This window comes from Nocardioides sp. NPDC006303, from assembly GCF_040613175.1.
GTDB lineage: Bacteria > Actinomycetota > Actinomycetes > Propionibacteriales > Nocardioidaceae > Nocardioides.
The window spans coordinates 124107-148308 of sequence record NZ_JBEXRR010000004.1 but is presented as its reverse complement, the minus strand read 5'-3'; the positions used below and the strand labels follow the sequence as shown (position 1 = coordinate 148308).

Sequence of the window (24202 nt, the reverse complement as noted above, 5' to 3'; positions counted from 1 at the left end):
GCCACGGCCGGGATCGGCGCCACGTACCCAACGCGGGGTATGAGCCGTTTCGTGCGCCCGCGCGTGGAGGCGGACCTTCGACGAGACCCCGGCCGACGACCCGAAGCCATGGTGAGGATGAGGCGAAATCCCGGACGCCGAGGGCCCACCCACGGCACTATGTCGGGCATGCCCGCCAGCCCGACCCTCCCGCTCGGCGTACGGATCGGCTACGGCTCCGGCTCCGTGGCGACCGGCACGTTCGGCACCATCCCGGGCCTGATGCTGCTCCCCTACCTGACCGACAGCCTCGGCATCGCGGCGCTGGCGGCGGGGTTCATCGTGTTCGCGCCGAAGGCGTGGGATGTCGTGCTGAACCCGATCGCGGGTCGGATCAGCGACCGGACGGTGGATCCACGGGGCCCACGGCGGCCGTGGCTGCGCCGGGCCGGGATCGGGTTGGCGGTGACGTTCGCGCTGCTGTTCGCGGCGCCGTCGATGGCGACCGGGCTCGAGGCGTTGTGGGTGCTGATCCTGTTCCTGGCCTGCGCGACGGCGTACGCGTTCTTCCAGGTGCCCTATGTCGCCATGCCCGCCGAGCTGACCGAGTCCTATGACGAACGCACCCGGCTGATGACCTGGCGGGTCGCGATCCTGGCGCTCACCATCCTGCTCGCCGGCGCGACCGCGCCGATGATCCGCGACGCCGTCGGTGGCCGCGACGGCTACCGAGTGATGGGCGTGGTGATGGCGGTGCTCATCCTGGCCGGGGTGTTCAGTGCGTACGTCGGCACCCGCCGGGCGCCGGTCCACACCGTCCAGCCGGGGCCGGGCAGCCTGCGCGACCAGCTGAAGATCGTCGCGGCCGCGCCCGACTTCCGCCGGCTGCTCATCACGTTCGTGATCCAGGCCGTCGCGTTCGGCGCGATGCTGGCCGGCGTCGACTACCTCGCCGGCGACGTGATCGGTCGCGACGGCGCGGCGACGATCCTGTTCGTCTGCTTCGTCGGCCCCGCGCTGCTGCTCACCCCCGCGTGGGCGGCGCTCGGCGCCAGGATCGGCAAGAAGAACGGGTACGTCGCCGCCTCGGTCGTCCTCGCCGCCGGCGCGCTGCTCGCCGCGACCGCACAGACCGCACCGGTGGCCCTGGTCTACGCCGCTGTGGTGCTGGTCGGGACCGGGTACGCCGGGTGCCAGGTGTTCCCTATGGCGATGCTCCCCGACGCGGCCGCTGTCGACGCCCGGCGCAGCGGGTCGAGCCGGATCGGCGTCTACACCGGCGTGTGGACCGCCGGCGAGACCCTCGGGCTCGCGCTCGGGCCCGGCGTCTACGCCGCGGTGCTCGCGCTCGGCGGCTATCGCTCCTCGACCGGGAGCGACGTCGCCCAGCCGGACTCGGCACTGACCGCGATCACGCTCGGTTTCTCGGTGCTGCCGGCCTGCCTGGCTCTCCTCAGCCTGCTCTGGCTGCGGCGCTACTCGCTCACCGCCGACGACGTTGATGGGACCGTGACCGTATGACCGATGCCTTGACCCAGCTCCGCTCGATGCAGGCCGCCGACCTGCCGGTGAACGGCGGCCGCACGCTCGCCTACGTCTACGACTCCGGCCTGCCCGACATAGACCGGATCGGCCGCGAGGCGGTGGCCGCCTACGCCGGCTCGAACGGCCTGGACCCGACCGCGTTCCCGAGCCTGCTCCGGATGGAGACCGAGGTGGTCGGCATGGCCGCCGACCTCCTCGACGCTCCCGAGACCGTGGTCGGCACAGTCACCTCCGGCGGCACCGAGTCGGTGCTGCTCGCGGTGCAGGCAGCGCGCGACGCCCATCCCGGGATCGAACGGCCGCGGATGGTCCTCCCCTCGACCGCCCACGCCGCCTTCCACAAGGCGGCGCACTACTTCGGGGTCGAGCCGGTGCTGGTGCCGGTCGGGACCGACTTCCGGGCTGATCCGGCCGCGATGGCCGCGGCGATGGACGAGCGCACCGTGCTGGTCGTCGCCTCGGCGCCGTCCTACGCGCACGGGGTCGTCGACCCGGTCACCGCGATCGCGGCCGCCGCGGCCGAGCGCGGGATCCGCTGCCACGTCGACGCGTGCATCGGCGGCTGGGTGCTGCCCTACGCGACCCGGCTGGGGCGGGACGTACCGGCCTGGACGTTCGCGGTCGAGGGCGTCACCTCGATCTCGGTCGACCTGCACAAGTACGCCTACGCCCCCAAGGGCACCTCGGTGCTGCTGCACCGCACCTCGGAGCTCAGGCGGCCCCAGTTCTTCGCCTCGGCCGCCTGGCCGGGCTACACCATGCTCAACTCCACGATGCAGTCGACGAAGTCGGGCGGACCGCTGGCCGGCGCGTGGGCGGTGCTGCGCTCGTTGGGCGATGAGGGGTACGAGCGGCTCGCCCGCGACGTCTTCGAGGCGGTGGACCGGATCCGCGACGGGGTCGGCGAGATGCCGGAGCTCGCCGTGGTCAGCAGTCCCGACTCGACGCTTCTCGCGCTCACCACCGACGGCAGCTGCGACCCGTTCACGGTCTGCGACGAGATGGCGGCGCGTGGCTGGTACGTCCAGCCGCAGATGTCCTTCGCCGGCTCCCCCGCCACGATCCACCTGTCGGTGAGCGCGGCGACGCTCCCCCACGTACCGGAGCTTCTCGCCGCTCTCGGCGAGGCGGTCGCGGCCGCCGTGGCGGCGGGCCCGGTCACCGTCGACCCGGCCGTCGCCACGTTCATCGGCGACCTCGACCCGTTCTCGTTGTCGGAGGAGGACTTCGACGGCCTGCTGCTCGCCGCCGGGCTCGTCGGCGCCGCCGGCGCAGAGGGCGACCCTCCGACAAGCTCAGGACACCGCCTCGCGCTACCGCAGCGGATGGCCGAGGTCAACGCGATGCTCGACCTGGCCTCCGCCGCGATGCGCGAGGCGCTGCTCGTGGCCTTTCTCGACCGGCTGACCCGGCCTACTCGTCGTCGCTGACCCGGCGCTTCCTCCGGGCCAGCATCAGGATCAGGGTGAGCACGATCGCGGCGACGATGCCGCTCCGAATCTGTACGTCTCGGGACCTGACGGCCACCTGCGTACGCTGCTTGACCTCGTGAGCCTTCTCCTTCCCGCGCGTCTTCACGTCCAGCCGCGCGGCGAGCTCATCGAGGGTGTCGGCCATCTCGTGTCGGGTGGTGTCCAGATCGGCCTCGACCGCGGCGATGCTGTCGCCGCCGGTCTCGACGGGTCGGCTGACGTGGTCGTTCGTCATGGCGTACTCCTCGGGGTGTGGTCCTCGGCGTGACGGTGCTTGACGGTTTCCACGTCCCGCTTGAGGTTCTCGGTGGCGCGTTCGGGCTTCATCGGGGTCCCCTCGGAGACCTGCTTCTTCCCGAACAGGGCGATGCCGCCGGCGATGACCAGGAGTACGACTCCGACCAGCACCGCGGCCAGCCAGGCGTCCATGACCAGCGCCAGGGCGATGATCGCCGCGGCGATCAGGGCCGCGATGCCGTAGAGGGCCACCAGGCCGGCGGCGCCGAACGCCCCGGCCCCCTTGCCGGTGTGCTTGGCCTTCTCGGTCAGCTCGAGGCGGGCGAGCTCGAGCTCGCCTCGCATGAGGCTGGACATCTCCGTGGAGAGTCGCGAGACCAGCTCACCCATCGATGCGTCGGTCTGATGATGAAGCGTCACGACTCCCACCCCCGCGGCATGTCGGTCACCGGGTCCGTGGTGGTGTGGGGACGCGGGGCGCTCGGCGTCGTCTGGGGAGTCGGGGTGGATGCCGACGGCGGCGTGGAGTCGCCAGGCATCTTGTCCCGGACGGTCTCCCGGGCCATGTCCACCTTCTCCTCGGCCACGATCCGAGCGCGGTGCGCCTTCTCCTGGACACGTGGGTCGTGCCACAGGCTCTGTGCCTTGGCCACCATCGCGTCGTACCGCTCACGTCCAGCGCGAGCGCCGAGGACGTAGCCGATACCGAAGGCAGCCAGCAATCCTGGTTTCTTGAACATGTGTTCCTCCTCATCGCTGTACAACTGGCCGGTACCCAGGTGGCGAGGAGATACGCGGGCGACCTAGGCCGGAGGGTCAGCGGTGAGCAGGACGAGCGCGAGATCGGCCAGCTGAGTCTCCAGCGCCTCGCGGCTCGAGCGCGGCTGATGCAGCGCCCAGTCGTAGACGATGGCGGTCACCGCACCCACGAGTGCCAGCGCGGCGAAGCGCCAGTCACGATCGCGGATCTCGCCCCGGCCCACGGAGGCTGCGCACTCGGTGCCCACGATCTCGACCAGGGTCTCGCGGTAGTCGAGCCGGAGCTTCTCGATACGTGGGCTCGCGCCCATGATCTCGACGAACGCGATCCGGGCGACGCGGGGGTCCTTGAGCATCGGGTCGAGATAGGCCAGCACCGCCGCCGGCACCCGATCGAAGATGGGCTTCCCGGCGGTCGCCTCCAAGGACGTCGCCACTCGTGCGTAGGAGTCGGCGGTGATCCGGTCGTAGAGGTCGACGAAGAGATCCTCCTTGCCGGGATAGATCTCGTAGAAGTGCCGCGTCGACACCTTCGAGGCGGCACACACGCCCGGGATCGTGGTCGCCGCGTAGCCCTTCGTGCCGATGATCTCCTTGGCGGTCTCCAGCAGCCGCCGGCGCCGCTCGGCGTCACGCTCCTCGGGGGTCAGCCCGCCGTACGAACGGCCCTCCTGCGCCATCAGCCGGGTGACCCGACCGAGCAGACGAAGGGGGCGGCGTCGGCCGGGTCGAGCGCGTTCTTGACCATGTGCCACACGTTGGTGTCGTAGGCCTCGCCGATGTGGCCGACCGGGTCGTGCGGGCAGATGTCCTGGACGTAGGTGTTGGTGACACCCGGCTCGCGCACGAACGCGGTCTCGGTGGGCGTGACGAGCTCGTCGTACCTCGACTGGATGATCGTGTACGTCACGCCGGGCTGCGCGATCGGACCGCTCGTCAGGGTGCGTACGGCGCTGCCGTCGGTGACCAGCTGGGTGCAGGCGATGCAGCCGAAGGTGGTCAGGACCTGTCCGGCGAGCTCGTCGGCGCCCAGGGCCATGCCGAGCCGGTAGAGACCGGCGAAGGTGGTGCCGTGGGTCGGCGGCGCGATGGCGACGACCTTGTCGATCCGGTCGGAGATGCCCTGGGTCTTGGTGACGTAGAGCGTCTGGAACCCTCCCTCGGAGTGGCCGACCAGGTCGGCCTTCGCGGCGCCGGTCTGTGCCAGCACCTCCTGGATGAAGGCCTTGATCTGAGCCGCCGATCTGGCGATGTCCCCCACCCCGCCGACGAACGGGCCGTAGGCACCGGTGCCGTAGGTGAGGCTGTAGGTGCAGTAGCCCTGCGCTGCCACGTCGGCTTGGAGGAAGTTGAGGTCCTCGTCCTTGTTGGCTCCCAGGCCGTGCAGGAAGACGACCGGGTTGGGGTGGTCGGCCGATGGCCGGCACGCGGCGTCGTTGACGCCTCCCGCCGCCTGCGCCGGTGGGGCGATCAGCAGGGCCGAGGCCGCGAGCAGCACCACGACGGCACGGATGACAGCAGAGCGCTTGACCATGACAGACCACTTCTCTCCAGGCGAATTCTCTCCAAGCGAACCGGACAACGCCGACCCTAAGACGACCCAGCGAATTTGACAATGCTCATTTTCAGATGGGTCGGCGATCAGGTGTCACAGATGGCGACCCTGCCCGGTCGACTGGATGTGCACACTTCGATATCGCGACGCCGGGCATGGTCGTCGACCATCACGCTGAAGCTCGTCATGGCCATCAGCGGCCTGCTGTTCATCGCGTTCGTCCTCGGTCACGTCTACGGCAACCTGAAGGCGTTCAGCGGCCACGATGCGTACAACGAGTACGCCGAGCACCTGCGCACGCTGGGCGAGCCGATCTTCCCCCGCTCCGGACTGCTCTGGATCATGCGCGTCGGGCTGATCGGCGCTCTGGTCGCGCATGTCTCCAGCGCGATCGTCCTCGCCCGACGCGCCCGCCGCGCAGGGGGCCGCTACGCCGTCCGGCCGCCGCGGCGCGCCTCGTCGCTCGCCTCCCGCACGATGCTCACCGGTGGCCTGGTGATCTTCCTCTTCCTCGGATGGCACCTGGTCAACTTCACGATCGGCAAGGTCAACGTACGCGGCGGCCCGACGAACGACCCGTTCAACCTGGTGGTCGACACGTTCAGCGTCTGGTGGTCCACCGCCCTCTACCTCGCCGCGATGCTCGTGCTCGGGATGCACCTGTGGCACGGCACCTGGAGTTCCCTGCAGACCCTCGGCTGGACGCTGACCGCCAAGCGGCGACAGGCAGCGAAGGCCGCCGCCATGGCAGTCGCCGTCCTCGTCGCCGGCGGCTTCTCGCTCTCCCCCATCGCCATCCAGCTCGGCCTCATCGGGCCGTGAACGTTGCTCGGCGTCGCCTTCAGACAGAGCGCTCCCGGGCGGCCGGAGCGTCCGCCACGGCGGATCCGTCCGAGGTCTCTCGACCCGCGAGCCGCTCGTTCCACTCCCGCATCACCGCGGGGTCGGTCGGGCGGGTGAGCAGGCTGACCACGATGTACGCCACTGCGCTCACCGCGAGGCCCGCGTAGACCGGCTCGTTGGCGAGGACGTCGCCGACGATCGCCATCGTCGCCAGGGTCGCGGCGGTGCCGGCGGCCATCGCCACCACCGCCGCCGCGCCGGTCGCGCGGCGCCAGAGGAAGCCACCCAGGATCGGGACGAGAAGACCGCCGACGAGGATGTCGTAGGCGATCGTCAGAGCCGAGACGACGTCGTCGAGCAGCGAGGCGATCACGACGACGACGGCACCGATCGCGACGACGTAGATCCGGTTGGCCAGCACGTCGTGCTCAGGGTTCTCCGTCTCGTCCTGGACGCGCGCGGGGGTGCGTCCGATCAGCCGGGCGAGGAGCGGCTGCACGTCGGTGCGGGCCACCGTCGCGGTCGCGATCAGCGCGCCCGAGGCGGTCGACATCATCGCTGCCACGGCGGCGGCGAGCACCAGGCCGGTGACGCCGACCGGAAGGATCGACTCGGCGATCGTGGCGTAGACGTCGTTGCGGTCCTCGACCGTGACGAACGTGGAGGCCGCGGTGCCGATCAGTGCGCCGGCCACACCGTAGAGCAGACAGTAGACACCGGCCGCGGTTCCGCCCCAGCGCGCGACCTGCGGCGAACGGGCGGTGAAGACCCGCTGCCAGATGTCCTGCCCGATCAGCATCCCGAAGGTGTAGACGACGACGTAGGTGATGATCGTCCCGGTGCCGATCGCGCCGAGCTCGAACGCGGAGTCCGCCGCCCGGGCCTTGATCCCGTCGAGGCCGCCGGCGTGGTTCCAGGTGAACGGCAACAGAAGCACGAAGATGCCGACGGTCTGCAGCACGAACTGCACCATGTCGGTCAGGGTGATCGACCACATCCCGCCGATGGTGGAGTAGATCACCACGATGACGCCGCCGATCAGCACGGAGACGACCCGATCGGTGCCGAAGAGGACGTTGAACACGGTCGCGTACGCCATCGTGGAGGTGACCGCCAGCATCAGCGTGTAGGCCACCATGACCACACCCGAGGCTGCGGTCGCGCCGACGCCGTACCGCAGTGCCAGCATCTGGGCCACGGTGAAGATCCGTAGCCGCTGGATCTTCCCGGCGAAGAAGAGGCTGAGCGCCAGGACACCGAGGGCGATCGCCGCCACCAGCCATGCCCCGGAGAGGCCGAACTCGTAGCCGAGCGCGACCCCGCCGACGGTCGAGGCACCACCGAGGACGAGCGCGGACAGGGTGCCGGTGTAGAGCACCGGTCCGAGCCGGCGGCCGGCGACGAGGAAGTCGGAGCTGTCCTTGGTCCGGGACTTGCCCCACCACCCGAAGGCGACCATGGCGGCGAGGTAGATGACGATGATGGCGAGATCCATGAGAGGTCCGATCAGCTGGGGGCGAACATGCGGAGGACGGTCGGAAGAACCACGACAGCGGGGCCGCTGGTGGTGAAGGTGCCGGCGACGATCTCGCCGACGGTCTCGAGGGTCGCGGCGTGGACGGGGATGCCGAACGCCTCGGCCAGCAGGACGAAGTCGGGGCGGGCGAGCTCGGTGGCGGTGGCGGCGCCGAAGGCCCCGGTCATGTACTCGCGCAGGATCCCGTAGCCGCCGTCGTCGATGATCAGCCAGGTGACCTCGGCGTCGTGCTGGCGGGCGGTGGCGAGCTCGGCGATGGAGTACATCGCGCCGCCGTCGCCGGTGACCGCGAACGTACGCCGTCCGGTCCCGACGGCTGCGCCGATCGCCGAAGGAAAGGCCGGCCCGAGACCGCCGGACGCCTGCCCGGTGTGGAAGCCGCCGGAGCGTGGGTCCCAGGCCGACCAGGCCCAGTACGCCGCGATGGTCATGTCCCAGAAGGTGTCGGTGTCGTCGGGCACTGCCGCCCGCAGGTCGGCGAGCAGCCGCTGCTCGGCGGCGAGGTCCTGGGCGTCGAGACGGGCCTGGACCCGGGTACGCAGCTCCTGGGCGACCCGCGCACCGGACCGCCTCGGGCCCGGCTCACCGGCGACGGGAAGCGCCGCCGCCAGGTCGGTGAGAGCCGCGGCCGCGTCGGCGTGGACGCCGAGCACGTCGTGGTTGGAGCCGAGCACGCGGGCTTCGGCGTCCACCTGGATCACTCGGCCACGGGGGGCGAAGGTGCCGTAGTTGCTGGTCACCTCGCCGAAGGAGGTGCCGATCGCGAACAGGACATCCGCGTCGTCGAGCACGTCGGTGGTGAACCGGTCCTCGATCCACGCGCCTGCGCTCAGCGGGTGCGCGAGCGGGATCGAGCCGTTGCCCCCGGAGGTCGAGACCACCGGCGCGTCCAGGGACTCAGCGAGGGCGACCAGCGCCTGCGGAGCACCGGCGGAGCGGCGTACGCCTCCCCCGGCGAGGATCACCGGGCGCTGGGCCGCGGCCAGCAGCCGGGCGGCCTCGGCAGCGACCTCCGGCCGAGGCCGGCGCGGCGCGGGCACCGCTGCGGTCAGAACGCTCACCGGCGGCACCGTGACGTTCTCGAGGAGGACGTCCTGCGGGATCTCGACCCACACCGGCCCTGCCGGCGCCTCCTGAGCGGTGGCCCATGCATCGGCGAGCACGCCGGGGATGGCGGCCGCGTCCCGGACGACTGCGGTGGTCTTGGTGACGTTGCGGGCGCTGGCCTGCTGGTCGTCGAGCTGGTGCAGGTAGCCCTTGCGGGCACCGCCGAGCCCGTCGCGCGGGATCTGGCTGGTGATCATCAGGATCGGGACGCACGCGGCGTACGCCTCCTGGAGCGCGCCCAGCGCGGTGAGCGCCCCGGGTCCGGTGGAGCAGAACACCACGCCGACCTGGCCGGTCGTACGGGCGTATCCGTCGGCGGCGAAGACCGAGTTGTTCTCCACCCGGGAGGAGACGAAGGACAGGTCGCTGCGGCGGATGGCGTCGAAGAGACCCAGCGCGTGCTGGCCCGGGATGCCGAACACGTGCGTCGCACCGAGAGCGGTCAGGCTCTCGACGGTGACATCGCCGCCGTTGCGTCCCATCACACTCCACCCACGTGGCGCATCGCGAGCAGCGAGACCAGGTCGTAGGCCACGTGCGAGGCCGCGACGCCGGTCAGCTCGGCATGGTCGTACGCCGGAGCCACCTCGACCACGTCGGCGCCGATCAGGTTCAGGCCGACGAAGCCGCGCAGGATCTCCAGCAGCTCACGCGAGGTGAGCCCGCCGGCCTCGGGGGTGCCGGTGCCGGGGGCGTGCGCCGGGTCGAGGACATCGATGTCGACCGAGACGTAGACGGGCCGGTTGCCGACGCGCTTCTTGATCTTCTCGACGACCTCGTCGACGCCCTGGCGGAAGACGTCGGAGGAGGTGACGATCCCGAAGCCGAAGCGGCGGTCGTCCTCGAGGTCCTTCTTGCCGTAGAGGGGGCCGCGGGTGCCGACGTGGCACAGCGCCTCGGTGTCGAGGATGCCCTCCTCCACCGCCCGTCGGAACGGGGTGCCGTGGGTGTACTCGGCACCGAAGTAGGTGTCCCAGGTGTCCAGGTGGGCGTCGAAGTGCACCAGCGCGACGGGTCCGTGGCGCTCGGCGGCGGCCCGCAGCAGCGGCAGGGCGATGGTGTGGTCGCCTCCGATCGTCACCAGCCGGGTGCCACCAGCGGTGAGCTCGAGCGCGGAGGCCTGCACGGTGTCGAGCGCCTCCTCGATGTGGAACGGGTTGGCCGCGATGTCGCCTGCGTCGACCACCTGGGCCGAGGCGAACGGCGAGACGTCCAGCGCCGGGTTGTAGGGACGCAGCAGCCGCGAGGACTCCCGTACGTGCGACGGGCCGAAGCGGGCACCCGGACGGTAGGAGACGCCGGTGTCGAACGGCACTCCGACGACCGCGATGTCGGCGTGCTCCACCTGGTCGAGGCGGGGCAGTCGCGCGAACGTCGCGAAGCCGGCGTAGCGGGGGTTCTTGGAGGCGTCGAGGGGCCCGATGGGCATGGGTGGTTCTCCTTGCGTGGTGCGGTGTGACGGGGTGGTTCGGTCAGCCGACGACGGTGGCGGCCGGTGCCGCCCCGTCGTCCACCGAGATGACCGGGGTGTTCGCGGGCGGTCCGGTCGGCACCAGCCGCGCTCCCTCGGGACCGTAGGCGTCCCGCGGCTCGGGGAAGGCGAAGAGCAGGCCGACGTAGAGCAGCGCGCCGAGCCCCATGCCGAGCGGGATGGAGATGTCGACGCCACCGGGGATCAGCGGTGCGGCCGGACCGACGAACTGGCCGGGCAGGTTCACGAAGGTGAGCGCGACGGCGGCAGCGATCAGCCAGGCGGCCAGGCCGCGCCAGTTCCAGCCGTGGGCGAACCAGTAGCGGCCCCCGCGCTGGCGGCGGTTGAAGACCTGCAGCGAGTCGGAGTCGTACCAGCCGCGCCGGACGTACCAGCCGATCATCATCACCACCATCCAGGGGACGGTGCAGCTGACGATGAGGACGGCGAACGCAGAGATGCTGGAGACCACGTCGAAGACGAACCTTCCGATGAAGATGACGCCGATCGCGAAGACCCCGATCAAGACGGTGGACTGGACGCGGTTGAAGCGCGGGAAGACGCTGGAGAAGTCCAGTCCGGTGCCGTAGAGCGCGGTGGTACCGGTCGACATGCCACCGATCAGGGCGATCAGGGCGACCGGCACGAAGTACCAGCCCGGTGCGATCGCGAGCAGGCCGGAGGCGTACGCACCGGAGGCGAAGATCTCCGGCTCGCGGGTGGCGATGATCGTCATGGTGACCAGCCCGAAGCAGAACGGTACGAGGGTGGCGATCTGCGCCAGGAACGCGGCGGCCATCGAGGAGCGTCCGGAGGTCTCGCGCGGGATGTAGCGGGCCCAGTCGCCCAGGAAGGCGCCGAAGCTGACCGGGTTGGACATCACGATCAGCGCGGAGCCGACGAAGGCCGCCCAGAAGCCGGGCTCGCCGAACGCCTCCGAACCGGAGCCGAACGCGCCGGCGTAGCCGGGGTCGAAGTCGCCGGCGAACGCGACGATGCCGAGCAGGAAGAGCAGGGTTGCGGCGATCACGGCGATCTTGTTGACCAGCAGCATGAACCGAAAGCCGTAGATGCACACGACCAGGACGAGCACGGCGAAGAGGCCGTACGCCAGCGCGAGGGTCAGGTCGTTCTCCGGCAGCCCGACCGCGCGGTTGGCGCCGCCTACGAGCACGTCGCCCGAGCTCCACACCGAGATCGAGAAGAACGCGAGCGCGGTGAGCAGGGAGAGGAACGAGCCGACGATCCGGCCGTGCACGCCGAGGTGGGCCGAGGAACTGACCGAGTTGCTGGTGCCGTTGCGCGGGCCGAACAGCGCCATCGGGGCGAGGACGACGGCACCGAGCAGCAGCCCGAGGAGCGTGGCCAGGAGGCCGTGGGCGAAGGAGAGCCCGAAGAGGATCGGGAAGCTGCCGAGCACCACGGTGGCGATCGTGTTGGCGCCGCCGAAGGTGAGCCGGAACAGATCGAGCGGGCGGGCGCTGCGCTCGGGGTCGGGGATCGGCTCGACGCCGTGCTGCTCGACCTCGGTGACCTTGGGCGGCGGCTGGTGCGGCGTGCTGGTGATCGGGTCCATGGGCACCGGGTCTCCTGGGATGCGGTCGAGGGGGCCGAGATCTGCGTCACTGTAAGAGCACCGGGAACGCCCCCGCAATCGTTTCGTTCTTAACCTGGCTGTAATAGCTGTCGATATGCCGGTGAGATCTGGCGCATCCGTCATAATGGCATCAGATCCACGTCCTGGAGGATCGATCTGACCTTGGAGACGCTCTCAAAAAATGTCGAACGAAATCACGCCCGGCGTCCTCGACAGCACCGATGAGGCGATCCTCGTCCTGCTCGAGGAGGACGGTCGCCTCACCCATCGCGAGATCGCCGCCCAGGTCGGCCTCTCCCGATCAGCCGCGGCCACCCGCGTCCAGCGGCTGCTGACCGAGGGGCACATCGACGTACGCGGCGTCGTGCACCCGGCGGTTCTCGGGCATGACGTGCTCGCCCACGTCTCGGTCACCGTGGATGGCTCCGCGACCCAGGTCGCACAGGCGGCCGCGGCGCGCGAGGACACCACCCTGGTCTCGATGACCAGCGGTCAGCACGCCCTGGTCCTGGAGCTGCGGGCGACGGACATCGGCCGCATCGACGACGCCCTCGCCGAGGTACGCGCGATCGACGGCATCGTCACCACCGAGACCCTGCTCTACACCGAGGTCATCCGCGACGTCGCCGCCCCTGTCGGCCCCGCACCCGCCGCCGGGTCGCTCGACGAGACCGACTACGCCCTGCTGCGCGCGCTGCAGACCAACGGCCGCGCCTCCTACGTCGATCTGGCCACGAGCGTCGGCCTATCCCCCGCCGGCACCCGACGCCGCGTCGTCAGGCTGCTCGACGGCAACGTCGTCCGGGTCGGCGCCGTCGTCCGTCACTCCGGTCAGGAGCGGCGTACGGCGACCGGCATCGGCCTCCGTCTCGACGGCGCCGCGCACCGTCCGATCGCCGAGCAGCTCGCCCGGCTGCCCTCGGTCACCTTCGTGGCCCGGACCCTGGGTCGCTACGACGCCCTGCTCACGGTCCATACCGCCACCTCTGGCGACCTCGTCGGGGTCCTCGACCACATCCGCGAGCTCGACGGCGTCCGCGAGGTCCAGACCTGGAGCCATCTCCGCTTCGTCAAGGAGACGTACGCCTCCCTGAACCTCGGCGGCGCCTGATACGGAGGCTCAGCCTCTGGGTGGGTGGATGCGCCGGACAGCAACCGCGTCCAGGGTCGCCTCGAGCGCGGCCGTGACATCTTCCGGATTCTCGCGGGCGACGCCGAGGAAGATCGCGTCGACGATCACGAGCTGGGCCATCCGACTGGACATCGCGCCGTAGCGGAACCGGGTCTCGCGGGAGACGGTGGCGAGTGTGGCGTCGGCGAGCTCGGCCAACGGGGAGTCGGGGAAGTTGGTGACGGCGACGGTGAAGGCACCCCGCCCGGCGGCGGTGCGCAGTGCGGAGATCGCCTCCTCGGTCTCCCCGGAGTGGGAGAACGCGATGGCCACGGCATCGGCCGGGAGCACCGCGGCGCTGGTGAGGGCGAGGTGGGCGTCGGCCCAGGCGTTGACCTGGTAGCCGATACGACGCAGCTTCTGCTGGAGGTCCTGCGCGGCCAGGCCGCTGGAGGCCGATCCGTAGGCGTCGACGACCGAGGCGGTCGCGATCGCCTCGACGACCCGGTCGAGCTCGTCGATGTCGAGCCTGTCAGCGGTCTCCTCGATGGCTCGCGCCTCCTGATAGGCGAGCTTGCGTACGACGTCCCGCGTCGTGTCGGCCGGGTCGATGTCTCCTTCGGAGACGCCGAACTCGATCCGGCGGCCGGCCTCGTTCGCGCCGGCCCGAGCCAGTGCCAGCCGGAACGCCGAGTAGCCGGTGAACCCCAGGCTGCGACACAGCCTGGTGACGGTGGCGGTCGAGGACTCGTGCCGACTGGCGAGCTCGGTGATGGTCAGCGCGGCGATCGCGCCCGGATCCGCCAGGGCCGCCTCTGCAAGGCGGCGCTCGCTCGGCCGTAGCCCGGGCAGGGCCTGCCGCAGGCGCACCAGGATGTCTTCGCTCATCGTCTCCTCGTTCGGCTCGACCACAACAAGTTGTCAATAATTGACCTTGCACGGGTCACAGCGGAAACATTTTGTCATATGGTCGTGAGATCCGCGGGCCCACGCCACTGCAGGCAAGAGCCCGACCTCGTGGCCCCACCCTAGGAGGATCCGTGAGCACGCAGCGACGACACGGACAACGCACCCACGCAACGGTCGCCACCGCCCTCGCGGCCAGCCTGCTCGCAGCCGGCCTCGCCGGCTGCGGCAGCGGCGGCGAAGAGACCGCTGACGCCAACGGCACCCTCGTCTTCGGGATCTCTGCCGACCCGGCACAGATGGTCCCCTGGACCGCGACCTCGACCCAGTCGATCCAGGTCCTGTCGCAGATCTACAGCCCCCTGCTCAACACCGACGCCGACGGCGTCCCGGAGGCCGGGCTCGCGGAGCTGCCGGAGATCTCGGAGGACGGGAAGACCTACACGTTCACCATCCAGGACGGCGTCACCTTCGGGGACGGGTCCGCCCTCGACTCCGCCGATGTGAAGTACACCTACGAGAAGATCATCGACCCCGCCTCGAGCGCGAGCTCGGCGTCGTACTTCGCTTCGGTGGCCGCTATCGAGGCACCTGACCCACAGACGGTCGTGGTCACCCTGAAGCAGCCCGACGCCTCGTTCGTCTCCGGACTCACCGGGGTGAACACCGCGATCGTCCCGTCCGACGTGGACCCGAAGGCCCTGGAGTCCAAGCCCGTCGGTTCGGGGCCCTACCAGTTCAAGAGCCGCACCCCGAACGAGTCGATCACGCTCACGCGCAACGCCGACTACTTCGCGGGCGAACCCGGCGCGGCCACGGTCGAGTTCCGTGTCATCCCCGACGAGCAGTCGATGGTGTCCTCGCTGAAGACCGGCTCGGTGGACGTGGCGATCTTCGACAACCCGGTGACCGCGAAGACCGCGACCTCGGCCGAGACCACGAGCATGACGGTGGACTCGCTGTCGTACCACGTGCTGCAGCTGCGGGCGACCTCACCGACGCTGTCGGACCCCAACGCCCGGCTCGCGATCCAGTGCGCCATCTCCCGCCAGGACGTGATCGACTCCGCAGCTCTGGGATCGGGGAAGCCGAGCGGACCGATCACCTCGCCTGAGTACCGCTCCGACCCGGAGGCACAGCCGTGCCCCGAGCAGGACCTCGACAAGGCGAAGGACTACCTCGCCAAGGCGGGCAAGCCGGACGGGTTCACACTGAACCTGATGACCTCCCAAGGTCTCTACTCCACCGCGGTGGACGAGGCGCAGAACCTCCAGGCACAGCTCGGCAAGGTCGGGATCAAGGTCGAGGTCGAGGCGCTGGACTCCAACGCCTACGTCGAGCGTTGGCTGGCGGCCGACTTCGATGCCGCGATCGCGATGAACGGCGGCAGCTCGGACCCCAACACGATGTACGGCCGCTACTTCACCAAGGCGGGCAGCTTCAACAAGGTCGCCGGCTACAGCTCGCCGGAGCTCGACAAGCTCTTCGCCGAGGGCATCGCCACGACCGACACCGCTGCCCGCAAGCCGATCTACGCGGAGATCTCCCAGCAGCTGGTCGACCAAGCGGCCTGGGTGTGGCTGTTCACCCCGGAGATGTACGTCGTGACCAACAAGCGCGTCAAGGACCTGGAGGCGCGCACTGACGCCTCGATCGCGACGCTGTGGAAGGCGTCGGTCTCCTGAGCGCCGTATCGAGCCTGACTCACCGGGCCGGCGCTCTCGGGCGCCACCCGGTGGCACGGCGTGCAGGGGAGGCGGCGGTGACGCTCGTCGGGGTCTCGATACTCACCTTCGTGCTGCTGCGGGTGGTCCCAGGGGACCAGATCACCGCGGCGTACGGCACGGCTGCAGGTGACCTCTCCCCGGAGCAGCTGCAGGCGCTGGAGGCCTACTATGGTCTCAACGAGCCGCTCCTGTCCCAGTACCTGGGCTGGCTCGGCGGTGTCCTCACCGGCAACCTCGGCGTCTCGGCGACCTCACACCTGAGCGTGCTGTCGATGACCGCCCAGTCGCTGCCGAACACCATCGAGCTGGCCGTGCTCGCCATCGGGATCGGCCTCGTCCTCGGCGTACCCGGCGGAATGCTGGCAGCGAGCCGCCCCGGACGTGCGCGCGACCAGATCAGTCAGTTGACCAGCCTGGTCGCACTGTCGGTGCCGTCGTTCCTGCTCGCCGCCGCGGTGTCGAGCTGGCTGGTGAACACGATCGGCTGGTATCCCAACGGCGAGGGCTACCGCACGCTCAGCGAGGACCCGGTTCTCAACCTGCAGCAGATGCTGCTGCCTGCGCTCGTCCTCGGGATCAGCATCGCCCCGCCGATCCTGCAGACGACACGCGCCGCGATCCTCACCGTCCGTTCGGAGGACTTCATCCGGACCGCCCGCGCCAAAGGCGTACCGGCCCGGCGGCTCCAGGTGCGACACATCCTCCGCAACGCCCTGATCCCGGTGGTGACGATGAGCGGTCTGCAGTTCGGCTTCCTCCTCGGCGGGGCACTGGTGGTCGAGCAGATCTTCGCGATCCCCGGCATCGGGCGCCAGGTGCTGCTCGGCCTCGAGCAGAAGGAGTACGCCGTGGTCCAGTCGACGGTGCTGGTGATCGCGGTGATGTTCGTCCTGGTCAACCTCCTCACCGACGTCATCTACCGGCTGGTCGACCCGAGAGTGCGAGTTCAATGAGTGCGGCAGCAGACATGCATGAGGTGCCTGAGGTCCCCACGACTCGGGCCTCCGGCCGGTGGCGGCAGGCATTTCGTACGCCGGGCGGGATCGTCGGCCTCGTCCTGATGACGATCGTGACGACGCTCGCGCTCCTCGCCGCGGTCGGGGTCGGACCGGATCCGGCCGCCCAGAACGTGCCCGATGCCCTTCAGGCTCCGAGCGGGAGCCACTGGTTCGGCACCGACCAGTTCGGCCGCGACATCTTCGCGCGGGTCTGCTCCGGCCTGGCCAACTCCCTGCGGGTCGCGATCGTCTCGGTGACCGTGGCGGCGCTCGGCGGGGTGCTGCTCGGGATCCTGGCCGGCTACTACCAAGGAATCCTCGACCGGGCTGTCGGCGTGATCACCAACGTGCTGTTCGCCTTCCCCTCGCTGCTGCTCGCCCTCGCCCTCGCCGCCACTCTGCGACGCAGCTGGCTGACGGTGGCGATCGCGATCGCCGTGGTCTACCTGCCGATCTTCGCGCGGGTCGCCCGCGGCCCCGTCCTGACGCTGCGCCACGCCGAGTACGTGCTCGCCGCTACGGCCGTCGGCCGCACTCGGCTCTCCACCCTCTTCGTGCACGTGCTCCCGAACATCCTCGGCATCCTGGTCGTTCAGGTCACTCTGTCGCTGTCGTGGGCGATCCTCACCGAGGCGGCGCTCAGCTTCCTCGGCTTCGGCACCCCTCCCCCGGCAGCGTCGCTCGGCGGCATGATCTACGAGGCGCAGACGCTGACCAGCGTCGCTCCGTGGATGCTGTACGCCCCCGGCGCCGCGCTGATCCTCGCCGTGGTCGGGCTGAACCTGCTCGGCGACGGACTCCGGGCCGCGCTCGACCCACGAGGAGGCAGCAAGTGAATCCAGAGGACGAGTCGATGCTCGACGCGCTCACCACCGAGGCGTCGAGCCCACCAGGCGGACCGGAGATCGACCAACTTCCGGTCACCGACCTGGTCGCGTTGATGAACGAGCGCGACGCGACGATCGCGGCCGCCGTACGCACCGCGCTGCCCTCGATCGCGGCGGCAGTCACCGCGGCGACCGCCCGGATGCGGGACGGCGGGCGGCTGATCTACGTCGGTGCGGGCACCTCGGGCCGGCTCGGGGTGCTCGACGCCTCGGAGGTGCCGCCCACCTTCGGGCTCGACGATGTCGTCGTCGGCGTCATCGCCGGCGGCCCGGCGGCGCTCCTCAGCGCGGCCGAAGGGATCGAGGACGATGACGAGGCCGGTGCGGCCGACTTGGCCGCTCTCGGCGTCGGACCGCTCGACACGGTCGTGGGCATCGCCTCGAGCGGACGTACGCCCTATGTCCTCGGCGCCCTCGCGCACGCTGCCGACAACGGTGCGCTCACCGTCGGGCTCGCCTGCAATCTCGGCACACCACTGGCACGCATCGCCACCCACGGCATCGAGGTGCCGGTCGGCCCCGAGGTCGTCTCCGGGTCGACCAGGCTCGGCGCCGGCACCGCCACCAAGATGGTGCTCAACATGATCTCCACCGCCACCATGGTGCAGCTCGGGAAGACGTACGGGTCGCTGATGATCGACATGAGAGCCAACAACGCCAAGCTTCGGCACCGCGCGGTCAGGATGGTCACCGAGGCCACCGGAGCCGACGACGCGACTGCGGTCCGGGCACTCGACGAGTCCGGCTGGCATGCCAAGCTGGCCATCGCGACGATCCTCACTGGCCTCTCCCCCGCTGAGGCGTCACAGGCGCTCGAGCTGGCCGCTGGCCGGCTGCGGACCGTCATCGAGGAGCGTGGCTGATGCGCGTGCTCGGCATGATCTCCGGGACCTCCCACGACGGGATCGACGTCGCGGTCGTCGACTTCGACATCGACGCAGACGTGCTGCGCGCACGGATCGTCCACCACAGCTCGGTGCCCTACCCGCCGGATCTACGAGAGCGGCTCATCGAGGCCCTGCCCCCCGCGCCGGTCGGTTTCGACGTCGTGTGCGAGCTCGACACGCGGATCGGGCAGGCCTTCGCCGCTGCCGCGAGGCAGGCCGTCGAGGAGGCCGGCACGGTCGACGTCGTCTGCACGCACGGTCAGACCGTCTTCCACTGGGTCGAGGGCGACCGTGCGCTCGGCACGCTTCAGATCGGGCAGCCCGCCTGGATCGCCGAGGCGACCGGTGCCACGGTCGTCTCGGACGTACGCTCCGCCGACATCGCCGCCGGCGGGCAGGGCGCACCGTTGGTGCCCCTGCTGGACGTCCGGATGCTGGCGCCGCTGGCCGAGGACGGGACCGTCGCAGCCGCGCTCAACCTCGGCGGTATCGCCAACATCACCGTGTGCCGATCAGCCGCGGATCCTGTCGCGTGGGACATCGGGCCTGCCAACGCCCTCATCGACGCCGTGGTCACCGACGCGCCCGGAGCGGCCAGCTTCGACCGCGACGGCGAGCTGGCCGCCGCCGGCATCGTGGTCCCGGTGCTGCTCGCCGACCTGCTCGACTCGCCATTCTTCGGGAAGCCGGCTCCGAAGAGCACCGGCAAGGAGTTGTTCAACCTCGACTACGTCCGGGCCGGGCTCGCGCGGACCGGCCTGATGCCCTCGCTTCCCGACCTGGTCGCGACCCTGACCGAGCTCACCGCGGTCTCCGTGTCCCAGGCGGTCGCCCGGGCCGGCGTCGAGGTGCTGGTCGCTTCGGGTGGCGGCGTACGGAACCCGGTTCTGATGCGACGGCTCGGCGATCTCCTCCCCGGCGTGCGGGTCATCACCAGCGACGCTCTCGGCGTCCCGTCCGACACCAAGGAGGCGATCGCCTTCGCCCTCATCGGATGGGCGAGCGTCCACGGGCTCCCCGGCAACGTGCCCACCTGCACCGGAGCGATCGGCCCCCGCGTCCTCGGCCAGATCATCCCCGCGAGCGCACTCCCTCCCCCGATCGGTGCCTGGCCCGAGACGCTGGTGTTCGAACGATGAACGGCCGCCAACCCCTCCAGGCGTACGCCGACCGCCTGCTGACCATCGGCGGCGACGGCAACCACCCGGCCGGCGGGATTCTCGGGCTCCGCACGCCGAATGGATCCGAGGTCGTGGCCGCCGGCTGGGCACGTCTGCCCTCGACCGACGATCCCGGGGTGCCGATGCGGCCCGACCACATGCTCGACCTCGCCTCGGTCACCAAGCTAGCCGCGACCACAGCGATCACGATGCGGCTGGTCGCCTCCGATGATCTGCGGCTGGGCGACCCGGTACGCCGTCACCTGCCCGCCTTCCGCGGTGCGGGGAAGGACGGCGTCACCATCGAACAGCTGCTGACCCACACCGCCGGCCTGCGACCGTGGTGGCCCCTCTACGCCGTGGCCGACGGCAGCCGAAGCGAGGCGATCCAGCTCGTCGAGCAGCTCCCGCTGGCCTACGAGCCCGGCGTCGGTTGGATCTACTCCGACCTCGGCATGATCCTGCTCGGCGCGGTGATCGAGCAGGCCACGACGCTCCGGTTGGACGAGGCGTACGGCCAGCTGGTGGCCACCCCTCTGGGACTCTCCGCACGCTATGGCCCGGTCGCCCCGAATCGCGCCGCCACCAGCGCGGACAGCGACGCCTACGAGTACGCGATGCTCGCCACCGACGAGCCGCACCCCGTCGGCATCCGTCCGGCTCGTTTCTCCGGATGGCGCGACCATCATCTCCAGGGAGAGGTCAACGACGGCAACACCGCCCACGCCCTCGACGGCGTCGCCGGGCACGCCGGACTGTTCGCCACCATCGATGACCTGCTGACGTACGGGACGGCTCTGTGCGAGGGGACCTTCGTGCCACGCGAGGTGGTCGACCGCTTCGCGACACCACACCCGGAGCATCCCGAGCAGGCGCTGGGCGGCTTCCTCGGCCGCGCCGGCGGGGTCAGCTACCTGCAGCATCCCGGCTTCACCGGCACGTACCTCGCCATCGCGCCCGACACCGGTGTCGTCGTCGCCGGCGGCGCGACCCGGCTGCACGGCCCGCTCGGCCCGCTCGACCACAACCCCACCCGGCTCCCCGACGTCGTGCCCGGCACCGAGATCATCTCGGTGCTGCTCGACGCGGCCGGCCTCCAGGAGGACCGATGACCCCCGTCCTGTCCGTACGCGGCCTATCGGTCACCTTCGACACCAGCCAAGGACCGGTTCAGGCACTGGACGACATCTCCCTCGACCTCGCGGCCGGAGAGACCGTCGCCGTCGTCGGCGAGTCCGGGTCCGGCAAGTCCACGCTCGCCTCCTGTGTCAATCGGCTCCTCGCGGACAACGGCCGGATCACCGCCGGCACGATCGCCCTCGGCGACCATGACATCACCCGAGCGCCAGAGTCGACGATGACCGAGATCCGTGGCCGACGCATCGGCCTGGTGCCGCAGGACCCGATGACCAACCTCAACCCCGTGATGACCGTCGGCGCGCAGATCACCGAGGCGCTGGAGGTCCACGGTCTGGCGTCCGGGCGCAAGGCCCGCGAACGCGCCATCGACCTGCTCGGCCAGGCCGGTATCGACCGCCCCGCCGCCCGCTACCGGCAGTATCCACACGAGTTCTCCGGCGGAATGCGGCAACGTGTGCTCATCGCGATGGCGCTCGCCTGCCGCCCCGAGGTTCTGCTCGCCGACGAGCCGACCTCTGCGCTCGATGTCACCGTGCAGCGCCGCGTCCTCGACCAGATGGCCACGCTCACCAACGAGCTCGGCACCGGCGTGCTCCTCATCACCCACGATCTCGCCCTGGCGGCTGAGCGCGCCGACCGCGTCATCGTCATGCATCGCGGCCGGATCGTCGAGAGCGGTGACGCGGCCGCGATCATCGCTTCGCCCCAGCACGAGTACACCCAGCGGTTGCTGGCCGCCGCGCCCGCGATGTCCGAGGTCAAGGTCACCCCGTCGACCACCGCCGAGGATCCCGAGACCCTTCTGGAGGTGTCCGGTGCCGTACGCCGCTACCGGATCCGTGGGCAACGCGAGCAGCTCCGCGCCGTCGACGGGATCGACCTGACCATCCCCAAGGGACGTACGGTCGCCATCGTCGGCGAGTCCGGATCCGGCAAGTCCACCGCCGCCCGGCTCGCGCTTCGCCTCGAACGGGCCGACGCCGGCACCATCCGCTACCGCGGCACCGACCTGGCCGGCGTGCGCGGCAAGGACCTCCTCGCCTATCGGCGCGCCATCCAGCCGGTCTTCCAGAACCCGTACGCCTCCCTCGACCCGCGCTACACGATCGCTCAGGTCATCTCCGAACCCCTCCGCGTCCACGGCGTCGGCGACGCCACCACTCGCCGCAAGGCTGTGGAGGCGCTGCTCGACAGGGTTGCCCTGCCCGCGGCGTACGCAGACCGCCGACCCCACGAGCTCTCCGGCGGCCAACGCCAACGCGTCGCGATCGCCCGTGCCCTCGCGCTCGATCCCGAGCTCGTCGTCATGGACGAGGCCGTCAGCGCCCTCGACGTGCTCGTCCAGGAGCAGATCCTCGACCTGATGGTCGGCCTGCAGCGGGACCAGGGCCTCTCCTACCTCTTCATCAGCCACGACCTCGCGGTCGTCCAGCTCGTCGCCCACCATGTCTACGTCATGCGGGCCGGCAAGATCGTCGAGAGCGGCGATCCAGCCGCCGTCTTCCACTCCCCACAGGATCCCTACACCCAGCAGCTCGTCGCCGCCGTACCGCGGCCCCGCCAGCAGGCTTCCTAACGCCAGCGGCGGGCTCTAGTCCGCCTCGGAGATCTGGCGCAGGGTGGCGACGATCTTGCAATCCGGCCAGTACGTCGCGTGCAGCTGCGCGAACTCGCGCTGCCCGGCGATCGCCTCCTCGAGGGTGTCGTAGCGCGTCAGCGCCCAGCCGCCGACGACCTCCTTGGCCTCGGCGTACGGACCGTCGACCCGGGTGACCTCGCCCTTCTCCACCAGGAAGTTCACCGCGTCCTCGCTGCCGAAGAGACCTCCCCCGTCGAGAAAGTGTCCAGCCGCCGCCTGCTCGCCGATGTAGTCGTCCATCGCCTTGTACAGGGCCTCCGGCGCCGGGCCGATTCCCTCTTCCATCCTCACGAAACCCATGAAACGCGGCATGATGTGCTCCTCAGTTCGGGGCCAACCGCTTCTCGGTGGCCGACACCTGTGCGTCGAACCACATCGTTCTCCTTCGACATGGACATCGGAAGAACTTTCCACCGGCCGTGAGGCCGCCGACATGCCGGCCCTCAGGCGTTGGCGGCCTCGGACTCGGGCGCCGGCTCCTGCGCCGGGGCGATCTTGCCGCCGGCCTTGCGCACCGCGATGGCGACGATGACAGCGGCAACGGCGAAGAGCAGGCCGTACGCGGCCACCGACTCGGCCTCGAAGTTGCGCAGCAGCGTACGTCCGTTGGTGACCAGGATGATGCTGCCGACCAGGCCGCCGAGGACCGGCAGCGAAAGGTGCTTGACGAGGTAGGCAGCGAACGGAGCTGCGATCACGCCACCGATGAGAAGACCGGCGATGACCCGCCAGTCGAGCGCCTCTCCAGCTAGACCGATGAGGAACCCGACGCTCGCTGAGAGGGTCGTCACGAACTCGGCGGTGGAGACCGAGCCGATCACCTTGCGCGGGTGCAGGGTGCCGCTGGAGATCAGGGTCGGCGTGGTCACCGGACCCCAGCCGCCGCCACCGGTGGCGTCGATGAAGCCACCGAAGAGACCCAGCGGCGCGAGCAGACCGAGCCCGGGGCGCCGGCCGGGGATGAAGACCGGCGGCTTGCCGAAGACGAAGCGGGCGATGATGTAGATGCCCAGGACCAGGAGGAGGCCTGCCACCCAGGGCGTGGCGCTCTCGGTGGAGATGCTGGAGAGGACGGTCGCGCCGGCGAAGGCGCCGATGCCGCCCGGGATCGCGATCTTGGCCACGACCTTCCAGTCGACGTTGCCGAGCCGCCAGTGCGAAACTCCCGAGACGAACGTCGTGCCGACCTCAGCCAGGTGCACCGACGCCGAGGCCACCGCAGGCGCGACGCCGGTGGCGACCAGCAGGGTGCTCGAGGTGACGCCGTACGCCATGCCCAGCGACCCGTCGACCGCCTGGGCCGCGAGACCGACGAGCGCGAAAATGATGAGCCGCTCCATGCGGACCTCCTCTGTGCGATCGAAAATGTCGAGGTAGTAATGTAACGCTATTTACTACACATAGTTGGATCGGGGCGCTGAGGCGTTTCGATGGGCGGACGGCCTCTGCCCGCTGGTCGAGCCGCCTTACACGCTGGTCGAGCCGCCGGAGCCGCTAGGCGGAGGCGTGTCGAGACCAACACGGTTCTCTTCCCCGGGAGAGCTCGCTGGGCGACTGTTCTTCGTTTCGAGGTTCGCCGCCGACCCTTGCTTTGAGTGTTTCTCGATCGTGCGCCGCGTCAAGGACGGGCTTCGCCCGCCGGCTT

General features: G+C 70.2%; 23 protein-coding genes. 11 read left to right on the top strand and 12 right to left on the bottom strand.

The features are described from left to right. Nucleotides 1-168 precede the first annotated feature (168 nt). Nucleotides 169-1500, top strand: coding sequence for an MFS transporter (locus ABZY89_RS05300; RefSeq protein WP_355225231.1), 1332 nt, complete (start codon nt 169-171; stop codon nt 1498-1500). Next, a complete protein-coding gene (locus ABZY89_RS05295; protein ID WP_355225229.1) occupies nt 1497-2954 on the top strand; it encodes an aminotransferase class V-fold PLP-dependent enzyme in 1458 nt (485 codons plus the stop codon). Before ABZY89_RS05300 ends, ABZY89_RS05295 begins: the two co-directional genes overlap by 4 nt. On the opposite strand, the gene ABZY89_RS05290 is transcribed toward ABZY89_RS05295, so the two are convergent. From ABZY89_RS05290 to ABZY89_RS05270, 5 genes are all read right to left on the bottom strand, one after another. Then, nucleotides 2938-3231: a DUF3618 domain-containing protein gene (locus ABZY89_RS05290; protein WP_355225227.1), complete on the bottom strand. Its 294-nt coding sequence runs from the start codon at nt 3229-3231 to the stop codon at nt 2938-2940. The two genes, ABZY89_RS05295 and ABZY89_RS05290, sit on opposite strands and share 17 nt — an antisense overlap. Continuing rightward, on the bottom strand, nt 3228-3653 hold the full coding sequence (locus ABZY89_RS05285; protein ID WP_355225225.1) for a phage holin family protein: 426 nt from the start codon (nt 3651-3653) through the stop codon (nt 3228-3230). Before ABZY89_RS05285 ends, ABZY89_RS05290 begins: the two co-directional genes overlap by 4 nt. Further along, complete coding sequence (locus ABZY89_RS05280; RefSeq protein ID WP_355225223.1) at nt 3650-3973, bottom strand: hypothetical protein; 324 nt, start codon at nt 3971-3973, stop codon at nt 3650-3652. The genes ABZY89_RS05285 and ABZY89_RS05280 overlap by 4 nt, the downstream gene beginning before the upstream one ends. A gap of 63 nt (nt 3974-4036) precedes the next feature. Beyond that, complete coding sequence (locus tag ABZY89_RS05275; RefSeq protein WP_355225222.1) at nt 4037-4672, bottom strand: TetR/AcrR family transcriptional regulator; 636 nt, start codon at nt 4670-4672, stop codon at nt 4037-4039. Beyond that, entirely contained in the window at nt 4672-5526 is an 855-nt protein-coding gene (locus ABZY89_RS05270) for an alpha/beta fold hydrolase (RefSeq protein WP_355225220.1), read from the bottom strand. The genes ABZY89_RS05275 and ABZY89_RS05270 overlap by 1 nt, the downstream gene beginning before the upstream one ends. A gap of 120 nt (nt 5527-5646) precedes the next feature. Here ABZY89_RS05270 and ABZY89_RS05265 point away from each other — a divergent pair, with 120 nt between their 5' ends. Beyond that, nucleotides 5647-6369 (top strand): succinate dehydrogenase cytochrome b subunit, encoded by a 723-nt coding sequence (locus ABZY89_RS05265; RefSeq protein WP_355225218.1) that lies wholly within the window; start codon nt 5647-5649, stop codon nt 6367-6369. A 19-nt stretch (nt 6370-6388) separates the two neighbouring features. Here the strand turns inward: ABZY89_RS05265 and ABZY89_RS05260 are convergent, their stop codons facing one another. Genes ABZY89_RS05260 through ABZY89_RS05245 form a run of 4 tightly spaced genes read right to left on the bottom strand, consistent with a single transcriptional unit; the run spans nt 6389 to nt 12081 of the window. Further along, nucleotides 6389-7885 carry a sodium:solute symporter gene (locus ABZY89_RS05260; RefSeq protein WP_355225216.1) on the bottom strand — a complete coding sequence of 499 codons (1497 nt, stop codon included), beginning with the start codon at nt 7883-7885 and terminating at the stop codon, nt 6389-6391. An 11-nt stretch (nt 7886-7896) separates the two neighbouring features. After that, complete coding sequence (locus ABZY89_RS05255; protein WP_355225215.1) at nt 7897-9516, bottom strand: thiamine pyrophosphate-binding protein; 1620 nt, start codon at nt 9514-9516, stop codon at nt 7897-7899. Then, nucleotides 9516-10463, bottom strand: coding sequence for an agmatinase (gene speB / locus ABZY89_RS05250; RefSeq protein ID WP_355225213.1), 948 nt, complete (start codon nt 10461-10463; stop codon nt 9516-9518). Before speB ends, ABZY89_RS05255 begins: the two co-directional genes overlap by 1 nt. A gap of 43 nt (nt 10464-10506) precedes the next feature. Then, nucleotides 10507-12081 carry a cytosine permease gene (locus ABZY89_RS05245; RefSeq protein ID WP_355225211.1) on the bottom strand — a complete coding sequence of 525 codons (1575 nt, stop codon included), beginning with the start codon at nt 12079-12081 and terminating at the stop codon, nt 10507-10509. A gap of 202 nt (nt 12082-12283) precedes the next feature. Between ABZY89_RS05245 and ABZY89_RS05240 the strand changes: the two genes are divergently transcribed. Continuing rightward, nucleotides 12284-13213 (top strand): Lrp/AsnC family transcriptional regulator, encoded by a 930-nt coding sequence (locus ABZY89_RS05240; RefSeq protein ID WP_355225209.1) that lies wholly within the window; start codon nt 12284-12286, stop codon nt 13211-13213. 9 nt (nt 13214-13222) lie between these two features. On the opposite strand, the gene ABZY89_RS05235 is transcribed toward ABZY89_RS05240, so the two are convergent. Next, complete coding sequence (locus ABZY89_RS05235) at nt 13223-14101, bottom strand: MurR/RpiR family transcriptional regulator (RefSeq protein WP_355225207.1); 879 nt, start codon at nt 14099-14101, stop codon at nt 13223-13225. Between the two features lie 152 nt (nt 14102-14253). On the opposite strand from ABZY89_RS05235, the gene ABZY89_RS05230 reads away from it, so the two are divergent. Genes ABZY89_RS05230 through ABZY89_RS05200 form a run of 7 tightly spaced genes read left to right on the top strand, consistent with a single transcriptional unit; the run spans nt 14254 to nt 22494 of the window. After that, nucleotides 14254-15804, top strand: coding sequence for an ABC transporter substrate-binding protein (locus tag ABZY89_RS05230; protein ID WP_355225206.1), 1551 nt, complete (start codon nt 14254-14256; stop codon nt 15802-15804). Continuing rightward, a complete protein-coding gene (locus ABZY89_RS05225) occupies nt 15783-16799 on the top strand; it encodes an ABC transporter permease (protein ID WP_355225204.1) in 1017 nt (338 codons plus the stop codon). The genes ABZY89_RS05230 and ABZY89_RS05225 overlap by 22 nt, the downstream gene beginning before the upstream one ends. Beyond that, nucleotides 16796-17680 (top strand): ABC transporter permease, encoded by an 885-nt coding sequence (locus ABZY89_RS05220; RefSeq protein WP_355225202.1) that lies wholly within the window; start codon nt 16796-16798, stop codon nt 17678-17680. Before ABZY89_RS05225 ends, ABZY89_RS05220 begins: the two co-directional genes overlap by 4 nt. Next, nucleotides 17677-18594, top strand: a complete 918-nt coding sequence (gene murQ / locus ABZY89_RS05215; protein WP_355225201.1) for an N-acetylmuramic acid 6-phosphate etherase — start codon at nt 17677-17679, stop codon at nt 18592-18594. Before ABZY89_RS05220 ends, murQ begins: the two co-directional genes overlap by 4 nt. After that, nucleotides 18594-19757 carry an anhydro-N-acetylmuramic acid kinase gene (locus tag ABZY89_RS05210; protein ID WP_355225199.1) on the top strand — a complete coding sequence of 388 codons (1164 nt, stop codon included), beginning with the start codon at nt 18594-18596 and terminating at the stop codon, nt 19755-19757. Before murQ ends, ABZY89_RS05210 begins: the two co-directional genes overlap by 1 nt. Further along, on the top strand, nt 19754-20890 hold the full coding sequence (locus ABZY89_RS05205; RefSeq protein WP_355225197.1) for a serine hydrolase domain-containing protein: 1137 nt from the start codon (nt 19754-19756) through the stop codon (nt 20888-20890). The genes ABZY89_RS05210 and ABZY89_RS05205 overlap by 4 nt, the downstream gene beginning before the upstream one ends. Then, nucleotides 20887-22494 (top strand): ABC transporter ATP-binding protein, encoded by a 1608-nt coding sequence (locus ABZY89_RS05200; RefSeq protein ID WP_355225195.1) that lies wholly within the window; start codon nt 20887-20889, stop codon nt 22492-22494. The genes ABZY89_RS05205 and ABZY89_RS05200 overlap by 4 nt, the downstream gene beginning before the upstream one ends. A gap of 15 nt (nt 22495-22509) precedes the next feature. Here the strand turns inward: ABZY89_RS05200 and ABZY89_RS05195 are convergent, their stop codons facing one another. Continuing rightward, nucleotides 22510-22869 (bottom strand): YciI family protein, encoded by a 360-nt coding sequence (locus ABZY89_RS05195; protein ID WP_355225194.1) that lies wholly within the window; start codon nt 22867-22869, stop codon nt 22510-22512. A gap of 131 nt (nt 22870-23000) precedes the next feature. Further along, nucleotides 23001-23897: a sulfite exporter TauE/SafE family protein gene (locus ABZY89_RS05190; protein WP_355225192.1), complete on the bottom strand. Its 897-nt coding sequence runs from the start codon at nt 23895-23897 to the stop codon at nt 23001-23003. Nucleotides 23898-24202: the final 305 nt, after the last annotated feature.